This window comes from Prevotella sp. oral taxon 313 (genome assembly GCF_003043935.1).
GTDB lineage: Bacteria > Bacteroidota > Bacteroidia > Bacteroidales > Bacteroidaceae > Prevotella > Prevotella jejuni.
The window spans coordinates 259,172-276,866 of the sequence record NZ_PYXE01000002.1; the positions used below are offsets into that span (position 1 = coordinate 259,172).

Sequence of the window (17,695 nt, forward strand, 5' to 3'; positions counted from 1 at the left end):
TTTCTGACAATAATTAAACGTAGCTTTGTCAACAAAATAAAAAGAGAAAATGTCTATTTTAAGAGAAGCTGTAAATAGAACAGAAGATTTTATTTCCTCAAATTCAAAGGAGGAAAGAAAAAAATATGGACAATTTTTTACATCAGAATCCATAGCTATATTTATGGCTTCATTGTTCTCTGTAAATTTACACAAAAAGTCCTTGACTCTTCTTGATGCTGGGGCTGGGAGTGGCATATTATCTATAGCTTTATATTGTAGGTTAAGAGAAACAGGATATAAAGGTCACATAAAGCTTATATGTTATGAAACAGATGATAAAGTTCTAGATGCACTTATAAAGAATCTTTCTTCAATAGAAGATAGAAAATTTTCATTTGAAATACGAGGCGAGAATTATATAACATCACAGGAATATAAAAATGACACCTCGAACAAAAAAACAAATGAGAAGGAGAACTATGATCTAATCATTGGAAATCCGCCATACAAAAAAATTGCGAAAAACACACCTGAGGCAACACACATGAAAGAAATATGCTATGGTGCACCTAATCTGTATTTTCTTTTTTGGGCTATGGGAATTTACAACTTGAAGGATGGAGGTGAAATAGTATATATAGTTCCAAGATCGTGGACATCTGGAGCATATTTTGAGAGTTTTAGAAAGTATATGCTATTAGAAACGGTAATAACAGATATACACATATTTGAAAGAAGAGATAAAGTGTTTGACAAAGAAAATGTCTTACAAGAAACGATGATTATCAAGGTTGTAAAGAAAAGAAAGAGACCAGAAAAAATTAAAATAACATCATCCAACACTTCTGATTTCTCTGATATAAAGTATTTCTGTGTTGACTATGATACCATTGTCCCACAAAACGGATATGTATATTTAGTCACAAATCATGATGAAGCAAAGACACTTGCTACACTTAATAGATTAGCAAATACACTTCCATCAAATAACCTCCAAATGAAAACAGGAATTATTGTTGATTTCCGTAGTAAAGAGCTTCTGAGGAGTAATGCTTCAGAAACAACATATCCTCTGTTTTATTCCCAGCATATCAAAAACGGAAGAGTTCTTTTTCCTATCGGAAAGGAAAATGAATATATAGAAACCGAAAGGAAGGGTTATTTACAAGAGAACTCTAATTATGTCTTTATTAAAAGATTTACAGCAAAAGAGGAAAAAAGAAGATTACAGTGTGGTTTATACTTATCAAAAGAACATCCAGATTTTAAATATATAAGCACACAAAACAAAATAAATTATATAAAGTGTCATAGTGAACAAGAAGCATACGGGCTTTATGTAATACTCAACTCTAGTATTTATGATCAATATTATAGAATCTTAAATGGGTCTACACAAGTTAATTCAACAGAAATAAACAGAATTCCCATGCCTTCAACGGAAATAATTTGCAAAATGGGGGAAGAAATAAGAGAGAGAGAATTAACACAATTTGAATGTGATAACATTTTAGCAAAATGGATAAAATAAATATTGTAAAACAACTATTAAAAGAAGTTGGAATGCCTGTAAAACAGCAGTCTGACTTATGTTCTCTGATAATATTAGCTATGGCTGGGTTACATGAAAATGACAAATTTACAATAGCCTCGAATGAATGGATGAGAATACACGATATAAGATCGTATATTGAAAAAAACTACAATGTAAAATATGCGGAGAACTCTAGAGAAACTATTCGAAAAAAAGGAATACATCATTTTAGAAACGCAGCGTTAATAGAAGATAATGGAAAGCCCACAAATAGTCCAAACACTAAATATAGATTAACAAAAGAATTTTTACCTGTTTTACGAAGTTATGAAGAAGCTTATAAAAACAACATAAACAGTAAAAAATTAGAACAATTCGTGAAAAAACATACAAAACTAAAACAGTTGTATGCATCAAAAAAAACTATGGCAAAAATGCCTGTGAAGATAAATGAGAAGGAGTATACTTTTAGCCCTGGGGCACATAATAAACTTCAAAAGGCAATAATAGAAGAATTTGCGCCTCGGTTTGCAGTAGGATCAGAATGTCTTTATGTCGGTGATACCACAAAAAAAGATATGGTGAAGAATACTGAGAAACTAAAAGGAATAGGATTTGATATTACACTACACGACAAAATGCCTGACGTAGTTTTATATAAAGAAGATGAAAATTGGCTCTATTTTATAGAGGCGGTCGACTCTGTTGGTCCAATGAGTCCTGCTAGAATCAGAGATATAGAACAAATGACACAAAATGTTAAAGCAGGAAAGATATATGTTACAGCGTTTTTGAATTTTGATAAATATAAAAAATTCTCAAAAGAATTAGCGTGGGAAACAGAAGTATGGATTGCGGATACACCTGATCACATGATACACTTAAATGGTGATAAATTTTTAGGACCAAGATAAAACTTACTGAATTGTTAATTTCAAAAGTACAGTACATAAAAATTTTGGATAAAAGAAAATAAGACTAACTTTGCAGCAAATACAAAATATTTGAAGCAAATGGTATATACAGATAAATTTGATGAAAGTGAAATCCCATTTGAGGCACTGGATAAGTTCGGTATCACCCAAGAAATGATAGACGATCTTCCTGGGCAAGTAATGCTACTTCTTACAACAGGGCAATATACACCAGTTCTGCTTTTGCAGACATCTAATGAAGAAGGACAAACTGTTGAAACAAAAGCAAGAATAAGCCTGGTACGTAATACAGATGGTTCTGTCTCATTAAGGTTTGCTCCTTATTGGGAATCTGCTGACTTAGAGGAATTTTCTATTGAAGAGCAACAAAAGCTCATGAATGGATTAGTCATTATGAGAGAAGAAGATACGCATCTTTATTATGCCCAGCTTGATACAATGACAAATCAAGTTATGAGAGTTCCTGTGGAACTGATCCAGCACAATATTGATTCTTTCTTCCAGAAGGGACACATTGATGAGACTAATAAACAAAATGTAAAAAACGGACAACTAGCAGAGATCCGCTCTACATCTAGTTCAGACATTGTGACTGTAGGAATAGACCTAAACGAAGTAGATGGCTTGAGAATTGTAAATGGAGACGCAGCTATATGGAAAGAGGAAGCATATATAAGCGATATGCCAGAATATAATTTTGGGTTCTATGGATGCTGGCTTTCCGACCAAAATGGACATTTGTCATATATTCCTGAAGAAAAATATACTGAAGAAATACAGTCAGAATTAGAAAGGACTGCTGGACAAAACGCAGTTAGAAGTCAATTATCAAGATAAACAGATGAAATTAAAGGGATTTTACAACGAAGGAGACTTAATAAATCTTCTTATTGACGGAGATATCACTAAAGTTCAATATTTTCTGCATCACAGTAAGTATAAAAAAGAAGAATACCTTTCTTTTTGTAAGGAGAAGGGGCTAAACCCTAAAGAAATAGAGTCTGGGGAGCTTTTCTGGAAAGAAGATGGAATAGAAGAAGATAAAACGTATTAGTTTCTTATAAGTCATTATTTAAATCTATACCCACATTTTTTTAGTAATGACAACTGCCAGGAGTCGTGTCAAGCTCCTGGCTTCTTTTATCTAAAAGCACGATGATGAATACTATGTGAAAATTGTTCTTTTTCCCTTGATCCTTGTTTCTTGTCAGCATGAAAATTCTCTTGTGAATCTATGATACCATCACCATCTGCGTCAATATTCCCAGGTGTTATTGTTTGAAGATCAAGTTCTTCATCTTTTGATGATAGCTCGTCTTCTTCTTGTTCTATTCCATTATTAAGGAAAGTAGATAATTGAACACTGGATTTCTTTGCTTCACTAAGAACAGAATCAATATAGGAGTTAGATGATCCTTTACTACGATAATAGTCCAATCTAGAGGCCAGCCTTTCATCTATAATCTTTGATAATGATAACTTTGCAGAGTATTCTGCAGCTGCAATCTCTGCAATAAGGTCTTCTTTATAGTATTCTTCTAAAGAACTAATGTTCATTATTTTGTTTATACGAAGATGATGAACAAGTTGATGAAGAGTCTCACCTATCTGAACTTGTACGTCAGTAGGAGAACCCATATTCATTTCTTCACGTTGAGGATTGTAGTAATTCTTTTCAGAAGAAGTTATTTCAGTTTTTCTTATTCCTTTCATCTTATCCATAAAGGAATTTAATAAAGAAGTTTTTTGATTTTCATCAAGAGTATCTTTTGTCTCGCACCAACTCTCCCCTAGTTTGATATAATTCAATCGTGACCTTAAAGCGTCACGATTGAATATAAAGTTCTTTATAACCATATCTCATTTATAGTTATCTGATTTTAATAAAGACGTAAATTTATAACACCTATTTATCATCTACAGAGCGGTCTTTTTTCCATTCCCAAAGAGAAATGTCTTGTACTACACACTCCATGTTTAAATTCGCATTATAAACATTAAAATGAAAATCACCATAGATGGAAACAGATTGTTCTGGAGAAATTCTATTCTTATCAGTAAGATGGAAATTCATAAAATGAATCCAAATAAATTCTTTTTCCTCACCAGATTTACTTGAAGAAAAAGCAGAAAAGGCTTGGAAAGGGCGACCTTTCTTATCAGTAAGGTCCTGCACTTTCTTACCAATCTTCCCCTTAAAATCCAAAGTTCCTGAAATAAAAGGGGTACACTCCGGATCTGCTGTTAAGATAGTATCTTCACAATGTACATTATAGTAAATAAGCCCCTTATATTTTCTAGGTATCATCTTACCTTTGAAACTAACTTTCTTTCCTAACGAATACTTCCCTATCTGAGAGTAGTCTCCATCTATAGATACGGAAAGAAAGAGATCAGCTCTTGGTCCATAGTAGCCAGAGACAGGAATTTTTACAGTAAAAGATAAGAATTTTTTTCCATCTTTATTGGTTTTCTCTAAAGCAGGTTGGCAAATCTCACCACAAGCTTGTATACTACATTGTATCATAAAATAAATATTTAATGTAAATAGAAATAATTATACGTTTAACTCATTTTTATCTGATTTTGTTGTTGTTTTTCAACAGCAATCTCACTTTCATATATAGCCGATGATGTCTGAGATAGTTTATTCACATCTACAGCTGCAAGTTCTCTATCAGAATGGTATGCTTCAACCTTTATAGAGGCTTTTTCTCCCATAACCTCCTTCTCAGCTTGGAGATCGGCATCTTCTTTAGAAACAGAGCCTTGCTCGTCCAAAGAACTTAGCTGTATAGCAAGAGATATTGCACTTTTAAGAAGTGGAGCAATTAGATCTGCAAGAAGATCTCCTGTTGACTCTTGGCTACCATCTTGCTGGTTTTCACGACGACGACGTTCTTCGTCAGTATCATACCCATTCTCGTTTATTCTATCTGCAATGGATAACTGAGTTGAAGAGGGAAGAATGGCCATTTCTGATTTATAAGAAGCAACCAAATCTACTTTTGATTTCTCCGATATAGCTCGAACAGGAATATTCGTTCTAAGAGAAATCTCAGCTAAATATGCTGCTGAATCTAAATTCTTCTTATTACCTTGACTGTCAATATAATCTGTTTGAAAATGAAGGTGAGGGCCCGTAACGTTACCAGTTGCACCAGAAACACCTATTTGTTGGTGTCCATTAACAATATCACCCTCCTTCACTTGTATTTTACTGAGGTGCATATATGTAACTACAACTTTACTGTTATCAGGTCGGTCATACTCAATAGAAACAGTATTGCCACCTTTACCTGAAAAACCTGCTTGAATAACACGACCATTATCCTCTGTTGCAAATAATGGAGCATTGTCTGCCTTTATGTCAATACCTTTGTGGTTACGACTAGCACCCTTTAATCCTAAGTTTCTTTCTCCTCTTTCTGATGTAACAATCATATTGTTTGTGTTCATTGGAAGAGAAAATGTACCAGGTATGAAACTAAGGATATATTTTTTTTCCTTGCTAATATTTGAGGAAACAGAACTACTCTTATATTCATTCTGCCTTCCACGCATATATCCAATTTGAACTCCTTGTTGAGCAGCTTGTTCTAAAGCCATCTGATCAAGTTTCTCAAAACCATTTGACTTAATAACATTTTCAATGGAGGAAACATAATCTGGAGCTGTAGCATAACCAGCAGCTTTGATACCCTTTATCCATCCTAAGTGGTCTGTACTCGATAAGTGAGCACAATACCTCATGTAGTTACTTCCCAACAATACACGTGAATGATCCTCGATACTATCTTCCTTACTATTATAGACTCGAAAATCCTTCCAACGGTTGTCGTCATATTCTTTAACTGTTGGACCCTTCCAACTACTTCCAGCAGTTACACCAAACAAATTATTCGCACGCTCAGCCAAACCAGACTTATCCCAGCTACTCTCAACAGCCATTTGTGCGAGAGTGACCGAAGCTGGGATGCCATATTTAATATGTTGCTCTATTGCCAGTTGTGCATACTTACGAGTAAAATCGACTTGTTCTTCAAAAGTTGCCATAAACTTAAACATTACTTACGAGACATACCTTTACTGAAATTTACATCTTCATCATTCTCAAATGATTGCTTAGTATCTATCTTTTCAACAGATGATAATTTTGTCTGTTCCTTTTCTTCCTTTAAGGAAGTATCAGATATAGACTGACCTTCATGTAATACATTTGAGAAAATCTTTGCAGCTAACGCATTCTTATAACTTTGCATGTTATCAACTTTCCACATTCTGCGGAAATCTTCACGAGAAATCTCTTGATGATAATTCTTTCCATCTATCGTGGCAAAAATTAAATACTTATTCCTGTCCTGTGCATCACGAGTTATACCTGCACTTTGTATTCTAGCGATATCTTGTGAAGGGACTTTTGGCATCAAGAAGTCTACCTTCAATTCTGGATGACTTTGAGCAAGATTAATGTATTTTTCTCCAAGAGAAGTTTTTGCATCATATATTGATTGCTGATCATGACTTTTAAATGCTTCAAATAATCTACTTAAATCACTTTTATCAGGCTGAATAATGAAATATGGTTGGCCTTTTTCTTTTATGTAAAGATGCCACCTATTATTATCATCCTTTACAGCAGAAACATCCTCAAATGAATAACTTACATTCTGAGAATGATCATTAATATGTAGATCTTGCTGAGGAAGAATATCTTTTCCATTGAAAGAAACAATTTGCAGAGTCTTGTCTTTGAAAAAAGAATCATCTTTGTTTAGACCGAGGGTACCGCCTGATTGATAAAATTTTATATCCTTGTCTCCCTGTTGTAATAAAGCCTGACGAAATTTATTATTATTGAGAACACCATTTTCACTTACAGTCTCTATCCCTGTAGAAAGTATGACGGAGGTACTAGCATTATTCTTGTCACGTATGATGACAGCAGACATAGGATCGGTCTTAGCAATCTCATTCAATTCTGAAACATAATTAAATGATTTAGTTTTGTCATGCAATGATTTCCCATTTATAGCTGCATAGTCAACCTGTTCACCTTTAATAAGCTTTTCAATGGTATTTACAGTGTTGTTGACATTACGTTCTAACGAAGACAGTAAATGAGGATCATTCTTAATATCTTGAGCCCAAGATTCAACACTTTCATGACTTACTTGATCAGAGAGAACAGCAGGGTGTGCTTGTTTGAGAGAAAGTACACCTGCAGACAATGTAGCAATAAGCTGCTTAACAGACTCTATATCCTTTTCTGGCATAGAAAACTGATTAGAAATATCCAAACGCTTATTATTAGCTACTGACTGTGAAATAGCAAAGTAAATAGCATTGCTATTCTCAACAGCAGCTCTAAGTTCATTGCCAGGATTGACCGATTTCTTATTATTAAGAATTATTGTGTCAGTCTCCTTATCATAGCTAGTTGGCTGTGTTAAAGACTTCTGAACGTTAATGCCAGTAGACTTTGAGTAATTATCAAGTACAGATTCTGCTTTTGATAAAATTTTAGTTGCCTCCTTAGGTGCATTCAAACCTTCAGAATTTTCTGCAACAGCAACTCTCTGACCAGAAGAAACTACAGCTTTAAGCACCTTATCTAAATCTGAAAGCTTGAAGTATGCAATAGACGTTTTACGATTAGACTTTGAATTATTAAAAGAATCTAATGTAACACTATCTTTAGCTAGTTGGTGAATAGTCTTTGCATCCTTCCCAAAAGCGTTATAAACACCATTATGAGCAAATAACACTAAATGGTCAGGGTGTTGTTTTTTTATCTTAGAAGCACGATCGGAAACCAAATCGACAGAATCAGTGGAAGCAATAGTTTGCATTTCCTTATAGTGTGTATCATGCTCCTTCAAAACGGCATTATACTGTTCTGGATTTGCTCCCTTTAAAACGGTCTGGTCGATATTAAAAATCTTTCTGTCAAACTTTACAGGAGCTTTCTTGAAATGCTCTTTTTCATCGGGAGATAGATTCTCGTATTGGTTGGATGTTATTGATTTTGGCTCTGGACCTTTTGATTTATACATAGACCAATCTGTCCAACTGTATGGCAGAGACTCAGAACCTTTCTTTACAGCAAGACTATCCTCATGTTTAAAGGTTGTATAGACATTAGTTGCATAACCATTTTTGTCACTATTCAGCGACATAAATATTTGATTGTAAGGACTAACATCCCAAGATGCTTGATGGAAAGTTGGAGATTTCTTTCCATCAGCATTTAACCATACTCTATTGTTGTCTTTAGCAGAAAGAAGAGCAGTTGAAAGTAATGATGACCGCAAGAAAGCAGCTGTTATTATTTTAGCAGAAGAATCATCTTTCTTCTGTGATTCTTGCTTTTCCTTTTCTTTTTTTTCAGCTTCTCGTTGACTCTCTTCCTTACGTCGTGTTTCTGCGTTCTTGTCTTGTAACTCCTGCTTTGAGGATACTTCACCAGATAGCTCTTCATTTTTCAGTTCAATCTCCTTTTCTCTATCATCAAGACCACGCTTCTTATCTAATTCTGATGAATCTGGGAGTCTTTCCTCAGTTCCAGCTGCCAAACTTTCCTCCATCTGCTTTGGAGTCATCCCACGAGAAGCTGCTGCATAGTTAAGAGCATCATGATCCTCATGTTGAGTAGCTTCATATAAATCATGATCACTAGAATAGTCTTTACGTCCACTGAGCCTTTTTACATCCTCAGAGGCTGTATCAGGAAGTCCATAGCGATTTATACTGTTCAAAATCTCACTTTGAGGAGACTTACGGAAGATTTCATAAGCTCCTCCTGCAGAATTGTTGTAAACAACAGCATAATTCTTGTTTTCACGCAACACCTCATCACCACTGTTTTGAAGTGGAGACTTATGAGTTGCATCCAGGGAAATATCTTCACCATAATCATATTCTGCTGCTACCTTAAGCATCTTGTTAAGGTGACCTTTTTCACGCATTGAGTCGAATAGCTGCAAATCTTCACCGGATTTGATAGAAACGACAGAAGAATAGAATATTTCTTCATTCTTTTTACTGTCTTGTTGAGGGAGTTTTCTTGCCATAGTATATTCTTCACTATCATTTACATTATTATTAATCGAAACACTTTCTTCCTGGTGTTGGTCACGAGAAACATAGATATGAGCTTTGATGACATTTGTTGCTGGACCAAAAGCTGGTTTCTCCGAATAAGAAACATTAGAATCCTTAAATTCAAAAAACGAATTATTAGGAAGTTGTGATTTGAAAGACTCTATTTCAGATAACTTAGCCTCTGAAAGAGAAGAGTCTTTACCTTCTGAGAGATGTTTTACAGCCCAAATAGGAATATCATATTGTCCATAAGCGATTGGGTTTGATTGTCTATGCTGATTATCAGCAAGAGAAAGAACAGAGCTTTTTAAAACAGCTAAATTTACATTAGGAGTTTCACGAAGCAAAGTCATTTTTTCATATCCCTTTTCTAAAACTTTCTGAGCGTTTTCAGGATCAAGAAGACCACCTAATAAAATGAAATTTGAAATTTCTTTTTCAACTTTCTGTTGTTCTGTAAATGTAGTAAGGAGAGAAGATGAATAGTTAGAATACAGAGAAACTAACCTTTCTTTATCGGAATCAGAGAATTTATCAAAAGTTTCCCTACTAACTTGAAAGTTATTAGCTATGTAATCACGAGCCAGAGAAGTATCTTTTGTTAAATCATAATTTGAACTTTGCCTTTCATCTTTAGCAACGGTATTAAGTTGTTTCTTTATATTTTCCCATTGTGATTGTAAATCAACTTTAGGCATGCCTTCTGGTGATACAAAAGTTTCTGACTTTGTAGATAACGATTCATCTATTGGCGTTGCGTTTGTTTTATCCTTTCTATTTGTCTCTCTAAGTTCTTCTGTAGAGAGACTATCTGACTTTTGTTCTGATTTAACGTATTTTGCAGTTATCCAGTCAGCAAATTTAACAGCACTGTCCACGCTTCGGAATTTCAAGGAGGGGGCATCGCTGTCAACAACGGATCTGTCCGCATCTTCTACAGATAGGTTATATTCGTTGCTAATATTCTCCCATTTCTGCCAGACATTATCAACCTTTGTCTCTACCTCATCACCAAAATTATATACAGTTCGTCGATAGGAAGGGGCGGTAATAGCGTCTGGTACTACTGCCTCCACAGCTAAGTGAGATGTTCTCCCATCAACCAACAGAGGAAGATATAAACGCTTATCATCATAATGATTCGTATCAGCTTCAGTCCTGTTGCCAGTGTCCGTCTCAACCTGATAGTCGATAAGCTCATTCAATGACATTTCATTTTCCGTCCTTCCTGGTCTTGATGAATTGGAAAGTTCGTTATCTTGTCCTTTCAAATTACTGCCTCTCAGGAGTGATTGATTTTCTTTCTCCATAAGAATAGGGGAAAAGACATCAGCTGCTACAAGATCTACGAACTTACCTTTAATTGTACCTTGCATACTACGGTACTCTTCCTTGTTTAGTGACACATCTATGAAGGCTCTAAGATGTTCAGGAATAAAACTTGATTTAAATTCTTTTTCGTAACCTTCTATCTTTGCTGTAAGGGTTAGCTCTCCCACCAGATTCCTGTGGAGAGTGCCTTTTACACGAGGTAAAATGTCTTCGAATGCTATTGATAGCCTATCTTCATATTCATCGACTGGGACGTGCCAAATATTGTCTCCATCTTTACCTCTCTTGCCTTCGTAGTCTGCGGAAACAGGGATAATAAAATGTCCAGAGGCGATAAGTTTCTTCTCTCGTTCTGCTTGTTCCTCTCGAATAACAGACAGGGGTTTTAACTGACCAGAATAGATGGATTGGGGAATCATAACTTTAGTTGCTTCCTCAGAAAACATAAAGTCATGACCATATACAGCTTCTACATTGGCATTATAAGCTGTGATAATCTGCTCCGCCTGTCTTATACGCTTTGCCAACTGGTGAGTTCTTTCATCATTCACAGCAGCTGGATACTGGGCGTTAATAATGCTGTATTGAGCTTGAAGATCTGAAAGAGTCTTGCGACTCTTATTGTCTTCGAAAAAATCTTTGTCAAGCCTATCACGAGTAGACTCATCGGTAGGAAAAAGATCGCTAATATGTTGCTCGAAATAATAAATTTTTGCCTTATCAACAGTAGTTGCAGGACCAAGCTCTGTATTATGCTTCCCTTCAATTGAACTTTCTGTAATTTCAATAGATAACTTAGAAGGAAAATCTTTCTCGAAATCTTTTACAGTCTTTAGCTGCTCTGCTGATAATCCGTCTTCTATATTGTCTTTGAAATAGGGAATTGACCAATCAGGTAAATAAAACTCACCATAGGGAACCTTCTCTATAAGAGGCTTATTGTCTATATTACTTGATTTACTTTTACCATAACTTGCATCTGAAGCCATGGCTTTTAACTTCTCTATCTCTTCAGCTGAAAGCATTTCGCCATCCTTTATAGAAGAGCTTAGATCAACCTCTCTGTTTTCTCTGTATTCGGCAAATACTTTGCCTTCCTTCAACAATCTGATTGCATCATATAAAGGACTACCTGGAGCTATAGGTTCCTCGGGTGTAAAACCCTTATGTTGCTGCTGTAGATATTCAATAGCGGATTGAGTAAAATTATGGGGATGTAAGTCCTTGACAGTATTGAGAGCTGACATAGCCATAAACTCACTTCTTGTGATTTGATGTTCTTTGGCAGCTTTGAGAAAACTATCGAAACTGTCCCATCGCTGCTTTCCATTACTGAAGATAAGTTCGGTTGATTCAGGCATTAATGAAATTGCCCTTACGTTACTAATGTTATTAACCTGTTCAGCTGATGGAGATACAGACTCTTGTAATGTTTTTTCTTTAAATAGTGGCTGTCCTAAAGCTACTTGCTGTGCATCTATCTTTTCAGTAATCATATCTGAAGCCTTACCAACATCAGAAAGAACTGTTTTAATGAAAGATGGATCTTCCTTTAAAACTTTAAGCCAAGAAGAAACATACTTAGCGTTATTATCATTAATACGCTTATCAAATCCCATTGTACTCGAAATCAGAGCTGCTGACAATTCAGCAACAAGTTCCTCTTTTGCATACTTTTTATCACCGAAAGAGCCACTAAGATCACGATTAAGACGACCTTTGGGACCTGTAGAATGAGCCATTTCGTGAAGCAAGGTTGCATAGAACTCTTGCCCATCTGCAAAAACACCTTCCTTACTATCACTCGTTTTGTACTGATTTTTAAGAGGAACTTTGATAAAATCTTTAGATAGGTTATAATGAGGGGAAGATATATCAGCTGTTTGGTCTATAGGGCAGTACCAAGATAAATTATCCTTTCCACTTTTCCAAACCGAAGGCTTTGAATGTGCAAGAAGGCTATCTATATCTTCATTGAAATACATACCATCACTATCTGGAAGAGAAGGACGTTTAGTGTATTTATCGACAAAACTATTATATAATGAAGGATTCACTTCCTTCATATTTGTTTGGTCAATGTTAAATAAATGGTGTACCTTGGGATAAAAATATGCTTTAATATCTTTACGCTGCTCCTCAGATAAGTCATTATACTCTTGATCTGAATATTCTTTTCCCTGCATATCCTTATATTTATGAATCATATAATAAACAGGAAAAGCTTTTTCCCCTTTATTAATCTTCATAACTTTATCAAGATTCTCTAAAGCAATTTTTCCAGTAGACGGATCTTTTAAAGACTCATTCATACTAAAAAGTTGACGAGCAGTCAAATACATAGAAGTAGTATACTCATGTTCGATTGTATTATACATAAGCATAAATGGATTTATACCATTATACTGTCTACCAGTAAGAGCATTGCGTGGGAAACCAGCATCACCACGCCCATCCATCCAACCTTTCTTCCAGTTACTCTCTTTCATGTCCTCCATTCTCTTTATCATCATATCAGCAAATTGCTGAATAACAGCATCTGAATAAGAAGATGATGCTGATGAAGAGGCGTTAGTTTTTTTATAAGCCATATCGGATATATCTTTAGATTTTATTAAATTAGCGTTTTCAACATAAACTTTCCAATCATTTAGTGAAGCCTTATGTGATTTCAAATCATCTAATCTCTTATTAAGTGTTCTAAGAGCAGAATCTGTTTTCTTTATATCTGTAGAATCAATAATATCGTATAAATTTGCTATTACTTGATTAAGCTGATTAACGAAAGAACCTTTAAGAACAAGACTACGACTAAAAGGCAGAGATTTAAAAGACTGAATGTTTGCTACTCCAATACTCCAACCTTCTGTTGGCTCATCATTCAGACTCCATTCACAAGAAGCTACTTTGCCCCAATGGTCAGAGAAACGATAAATGTCACCTGTATGATGATTCACTAAATATTCACTATTACTTAAAGGAGAATGGTGCCATTTAAGATCTTTGTCTGATTTAAGACCTTCCCAGAAAGAAAAAACAGACTTGTCAGAAGAAATCTTTGTAAACTCGGCGGAGGTAGCTTCATAAAAATCAGATAAATCAACATCCTTTTTAACCTCTCTGTAAGATACAGTATTGCCTCCATAAAGATTAACAGAACCAATACCCAAGTTACCAATATTACGAGAAGTAATAGCAGAACCTTTAAGCTTTTCTCTTACATTGTGATTAGGAGAAGGAAGAGAAAAATTATTTATATCAACAAGACTAGTAGACTGTAATTCTTCTGGAATGACAGCCTCAGAAAACGTAGCCTCGTGAGTATTCTTCTTTGGGGACATAATTGCTAATTCTTTCTTATTCAAAGGAAAAGAAAAAATCAGCAAAAATAAAAGTGCCTTAGAAAATCTTTCTAAATTAACAATTCAGTAAAGAAGATGACTTATCAAAGGTTTGTTTTGTTAAGTATTTTTACTTATTTGTCTATAAATAAAATAGGGTACCCTATTGGACACCCTATAAAATTCTAAACGTTTTCAATCTTTTTAAAAGAATCAATAACAGTTCTATCTAGTATTTTTGCATAACACTGCTGTGTTGTTTTTATATCTGAATGACCTAAAACTTTAGCAACAACTTCTATAGAATAACCTTTGTTTAACATAAGCATTCCACAAGTGCGCCTAGCCCAATGAGTAGCTAAAGGCTTATCGATGTTGCAAGCCATACTTAGAATTTTCAAAGCTCGATTATAAGACTGATTTGTTCGCTTTGGAATATTATAATTATACTTATCAAGTAGATTTTTTAAAGTAGGATAAATGACAGTTACATAATACTCTCCGCTCTTTTTACGTTTACCAGACAATACAGTAACACCATCTATCTCTGTAAGTTTCTCAGGACTAAAATCCATTAAATCCGTATATGCCATACCTGTATAACACTGTATTAAAAACAAATCACGAATTATTTTTAGAGAAGAAGGAATATTTTCTATATTCTCAATTCTACTAAGTTCTTCTAAAGAGAGCCATCTACCATTTTCAGCTGACCCACGTTTTACTTTTAGTCCGTTGCAAGGGTTCTTATCAAGTTTATCATGTTGTATTGCGTCATTTATATATACTTTTAAGAATTTCATGTAACTGCTAGTTGTAGTAAGTTTCAGTTTCTGAACCTTACCTTGGATAATAACTTCTTTCCCTAAAAGAAAATTGTAGTAATCAGCAACATTACTCTTTGTAAGATCTGAAAAATAAAGTATCTTTCCAAATTCATCCAAAGATGTGAGTAACTTTCTGTGATTTGCCTTTGTGGATGGTTTTATATCATTACGCTCTTCTATTCGTCGAGCAACATAATCAATGAAAGTCTCAGAGGACGTGGAGGTATCCATCCTCTTTAAGAATATGTCAAAATCGTCCCATGAAAAGGTAATTCCTTTTTCCATAAGACTATTAAAATATGAATCTATCTTTTCTTTACAGAGGAAAAGTCTTTCGTTAAGTTCATCGGAATCGAGGCTATTAACAATATATCTTTTATCATGCCATTGATCCTTAAAAACTTTAATACCTGTACTTATCCACTTTCTTTTCTTTTCGTAACGTACTTCGATTTGAATAAGCCCCTTCCTTTTCTCTGATGAGATTTTTTTTCTATCAAAAACAAATCTTGATATTGGATATGATAAAATCATAATTTACATATATTGGTATCTCAAATAAATTACTAAAGTGGTATCACAAAGGGTATCACTGTGGGTACAAAGATAAGTAAATAACGGTAAATATCGGTAACTATCGGTAAATAAAATCGTGTAAATCTGCCATAAAAAAACATTTTTATTAAGTATATAGATAATAAATTATTTTGTAACTATCTGAATATCAAAAGAAAAGAGAATAACCGGTATAGTTATTCTCTTAAATCTTCTCAGTGATTCCGTTGGGATTCGAACCCAAGACCCACAGCTTAGAAGGCTGTTGCTCTAATCCAACTGAGCTACGGAACCATCATGCGGGTGCAAAGGTACGGAATAAATTCGGTTCTGCCAAATTCCATTCCTTCAAATTTCATACCTATTAAACTATCTTGTCAAATTATTTATATTTCTGTAAAAACGTATCGGCTTGTGTATTACCAAGTTCCTTTGCTTTTTGAATATTCTTTATTCCAGACTCTTTCTGTTTACTTTCACATTGTGCTATACCCAAGATAAGGTATGCATCAGGCTGAGCGTCATCAAGTTGGATTGCTTGTTGAGCAGCACTCATTGCAGCATCAAGCTTATTTAAACGTAACAAAAGGCTTCCTGCCTCCGTTGGGTATAATGCTTCTTTAGGGTCAAGTCGTGATGCAACAAGAATGTCTTGTAGTGCCTGCTGCCACATACGTCCCTTCACCTCACACTGTTCACGCATATAATAGAATGCTGCGCCAAGACGTCCTTGATTAAAATATTCATACGTATAATAATCTTGTACAGCCTTTCGATACTCCCCCATCTTCTCCAGCTGTTGTCCACGTGTATAGAAATATGGTGCAGAAGTAGATACGTATGGCGTATCACAAAGTTCGATACTCTTATTGAGCAAGTCGAGAATCTCCTGATCAGTACCTCCCAGATGTTGGCGACTCTGTGCCATTTCCAAATACAACTCTGGATTATTAAATTTCGTCTTAGTTAGTGCCTCAAAGTCTGTATAAGCCTTTGCATAATCACCCTTTGCATAAGTAATTTGTGCTTGCAAATGGCGATAAGCATCATTGGCTTTTGCAGATTGAGCCTTTTGGACTTCATCCAAAGCCTTATCAAGTGTCCACCCAATAGCTTTAGCTTTTTCCTCAAACTCAGGGATAAACGCATTACGATAAATAAGACGAGCAAAATTATAGTGAGCTTCATCCTTTGCAGTAACCTTTCCGATAGCAGTCTGCATTGTTTTATCAGCATTTGCGACCTCACCTTTAGCAATCTGTATGTTCGCTAACGCATAATATCCATCATTTGACTGTGGGAACTTAGTAATAAATTCGTTGACAATAGCCTCATGTATATTAGCAGGCTTCTCTGAAGAAAGCATCAAAGCAACAACAGCCTCTTCCAACGTGTTAGGTAAACCGATTCGTATATCACTCTGTCGAAGCGTTACATCATTCTGTGAAAGACCCTTAAGAACAAAGTCCTTCGCATAGTTAGCATCCGTGGAACTCTGGGAGTCACCAGATTTATTGTACAAACCTATAACCTGTCCCTTTTTATCAAAGACCGGAACACCATTCATCTTATCTGTTGCAGATGAGCTTAAAATAGCATAGTTATACTTATCCATGAATTTTTCAACGCTTGTCACATTGGCTTTCTCAGCATTTCCACTTTTAAGTATAGGAGTAAGCCAAACCTCGTCACCTGCAGAAACAGTTGTTGCTAAAGGTGCAGCAGCAGTCTTACCACTCACTTGAAACTTTGCTATATCATAGATTTCATTCGCACCAAGCAGACATTCCACGTCATGCTTCTGTCCCTTCGAATCTACAATAACAGCTTTATCAGCACCTATAAAAGGCTTCCATGGACTGACAGCAATACCATCAGTACTTATGCAAACACCATTAGAAGTTGCCAAAATACTGCCATCTGCCTTAAAAGTTGTCAATGTAAAGGCTGCATCTGCAGCTTTCTTCACAGCAGCAGGCTGTGCGAAAAGGCTTGTAGATACACCAAACACAAGTGAAATGGCCAAAATTAAAGTTCTTAGTTTCATGTTCATTCTTTCTTTCATTGTATGTTTTTAGTAAGGTG

The 17,695-nt window shown here is 35.1% G+C and carries 10 protein-coding genes and 1 tRNA gene; 4 read left to right on the plus strand and 7 right to left on the minus strand.

The features are described 5' to 3' along the window. Window positions 1-49: 49 nt before the first annotated feature. The 4 genes from AXF23_RS15425 (at window position 50) to AXF23_RS15440 (ending at window position 3,505) form a co-directional block, all read left to right on the plus strand. Entirely contained in the window at window positions 50-1,513 is a 1,464-nt protein-coding gene (locus AXF23_RS15425; protein ID WP_107626123.1) for an Eco57I restriction-modification methylase domain-containing protein, read from the plus strand. Then, entirely contained in the window at window positions 1,501-2,430 is a 930-nt protein-coding gene (locus AXF23_RS15430) for a BsuBI/PstI family type II restriction endonuclease (protein WP_107626124.1), read from the plus strand. Before AXF23_RS15425 ends, AXF23_RS15430 begins: the two co-directional genes overlap by 13 nt. Window positions 2,431-2,529: 99 nt before the next feature. Then, window positions 2,530-3,288 (plus strand): DUF4099 domain-containing protein, encoded by a 759-nt coding sequence (locus tag AXF23_RS15435; RefSeq protein WP_146156769.1) that lies wholly within the window; start codon window positions 2,530-2,532, stop codon window positions 3,286-3,288. Window positions 3,289-3,292: 4 nt separating this feature from the next. Beyond that, complete coding sequence (locus tag AXF23_RS15440; protein WP_107626126.1) at window positions 3,293-3,505, plus strand: hypothetical protein; 213 nt, start codon at window positions 3,293-3,295, stop codon at window positions 3,503-3,505. An 86-nt stretch (window positions 3,506-3,591) separates the two neighbouring features. On the opposite strand, the gene AXF23_RS15445 is transcribed toward AXF23_RS15440, so the two are convergent. The 7 genes from AXF23_RS15445 to AXF23_RS15475 form a co-directional block, all read right to left on the minus strand. After that, window positions 3,592-4,308: a hypothetical protein gene (locus AXF23_RS15445; RefSeq protein ID WP_107626127.1), complete on the minus strand. Its 717-nt coding sequence runs from the start codon at window positions 4,306-4,308 to the stop codon at window positions 3,592-3,594. A gap of 49 nt (window positions 4,309-4,357) precedes the next feature. Then, a complete protein-coding gene (locus AXF23_RS15450) occupies window positions 4,358-4,978 on the minus strand; it encodes a hypothetical protein (protein ID WP_107626128.1) in 621 nt (206 codons plus the stop codon). A gap of 38 nt (window positions 4,979-5,016) precedes the next feature. Beyond that, window positions 5,017-6,507, minus strand: a complete 1,491-nt coding sequence (locus tag AXF23_RS16535) for a glucosaminidase domain-containing protein (protein WP_158267712.1) — start codon at window positions 6,505-6,507, stop codon at window positions 5,017-5,019. Window positions 6,508-6,518: 11 nt separating this feature from the next. Next, a complete protein-coding gene (locus AXF23_RS15460) occupies window positions 6,519-14,228 on the minus strand; it encodes a zincin-like metallopeptidase domain-containing protein (RefSeq protein ID WP_107626130.1) in 7,710 nt (2,569 codons plus the stop codon). Between the two features lie 185 nt (window positions 14,229-14,413). Then, window positions 14,414-15,589 (minus strand): site-specific integrase, encoded by a 1,176-nt coding sequence (locus AXF23_RS15465; RefSeq protein WP_107626131.1) that lies wholly within the window; start codon window positions 15,587-15,589, stop codon window positions 14,414-14,416. A 240-nt stretch (window positions 15,590-15,829) separates the two neighbouring features. Next, window positions 15,830-15,904 (minus strand) — tRNA-Arg (locus AXF23_RS15470). Window positions 15,905-15,992: 88 nt separating this feature from the next. Further along, a complete protein-coding gene (locus tag AXF23_RS15475; RefSeq protein ID WP_107626132.1) occupies window positions 15,993-17,675 on the minus strand; it encodes a tetratricopeptide repeat protein in 1,683 nt (560 codons plus the stop codon). Between the last annotated feature and the right edge of the window lie 20 nt (window positions 17,676-17,695).

What these genes read in the sequence shown, in the direction of transcription:
- AXF23_RS15465 (WP_107626131.1), bottom strand. Translation starts at nt 15,589, where the DNA reads ATGATTTTATCATATCCAATATCAAGATTTGTTTTTGATAGAAAAAAA.
- AXF23_RS15450 (WP_107626128.1), bottom strand. Translation starts at nt 4,978, where the DNA reads ATGATACAATGTAGTATACAAGCTTGTGGTGAGATTTGCCAACCTGCT.
- AXF23_RS15435 (WP_146156769.1), top strand. Translation starts at nt 2,530, where the DNA reads ATGGTATATACAGATAAATTTGATGAAAGTGAAATCCCATTTGAGGCA.
- AXF23_RS15460 (WP_107626130.1), bottom strand. Translation starts at nt 14,228, where the DNA reads ATGTCCCCAAAGAAGAATACTCACGAGGCTACGTTTTCTGAGGCTGTC.
- AXF23_RS15475 (WP_107626132.1), bottom strand. Translation starts at nt 17,675, where the DNA reads ATGAAAGAAAGAATGAACATGAAACTAAGAACTTTAATTTTGGCCATT.
- AXF23_RS15445 (WP_107626127.1), bottom strand. Translation starts at nt 4,308, where the DNA reads ATGGTTATAAAGAACTTTATATTCAATCGTGACGCTTTAAGGTCACGA.
- AXF23_RS15425 (WP_107626123.1), top strand. Translation starts at nt 50, where the DNA reads ATGTCTATTTTAAGAGAAGCTGTAAATAGAACAGAAGATTTTATTTCC.
- AXF23_RS16535 (WP_158267712.1), bottom strand. Translation starts at nt 6,507, where the DNA reads ATGGCAACTTTTGAAGAACAAGTCGATTTTACTCGTAAGTATGCACAA.
- AXF23_RS15430 (WP_107626124.1), top strand. Translation starts at nt 1,501, where the DNA reads ATGGATAAAATAAATATTGTAAAACAACTATTAAAAGAAGTTGGAATG.
- AXF23_RS15440 (WP_107626126.1), top strand. Translation starts at nt 3,293, where the DNA reads ATGAAATTAAAGGGATTTTACAACGAAGGAGACTTAATAAATCTTCTT.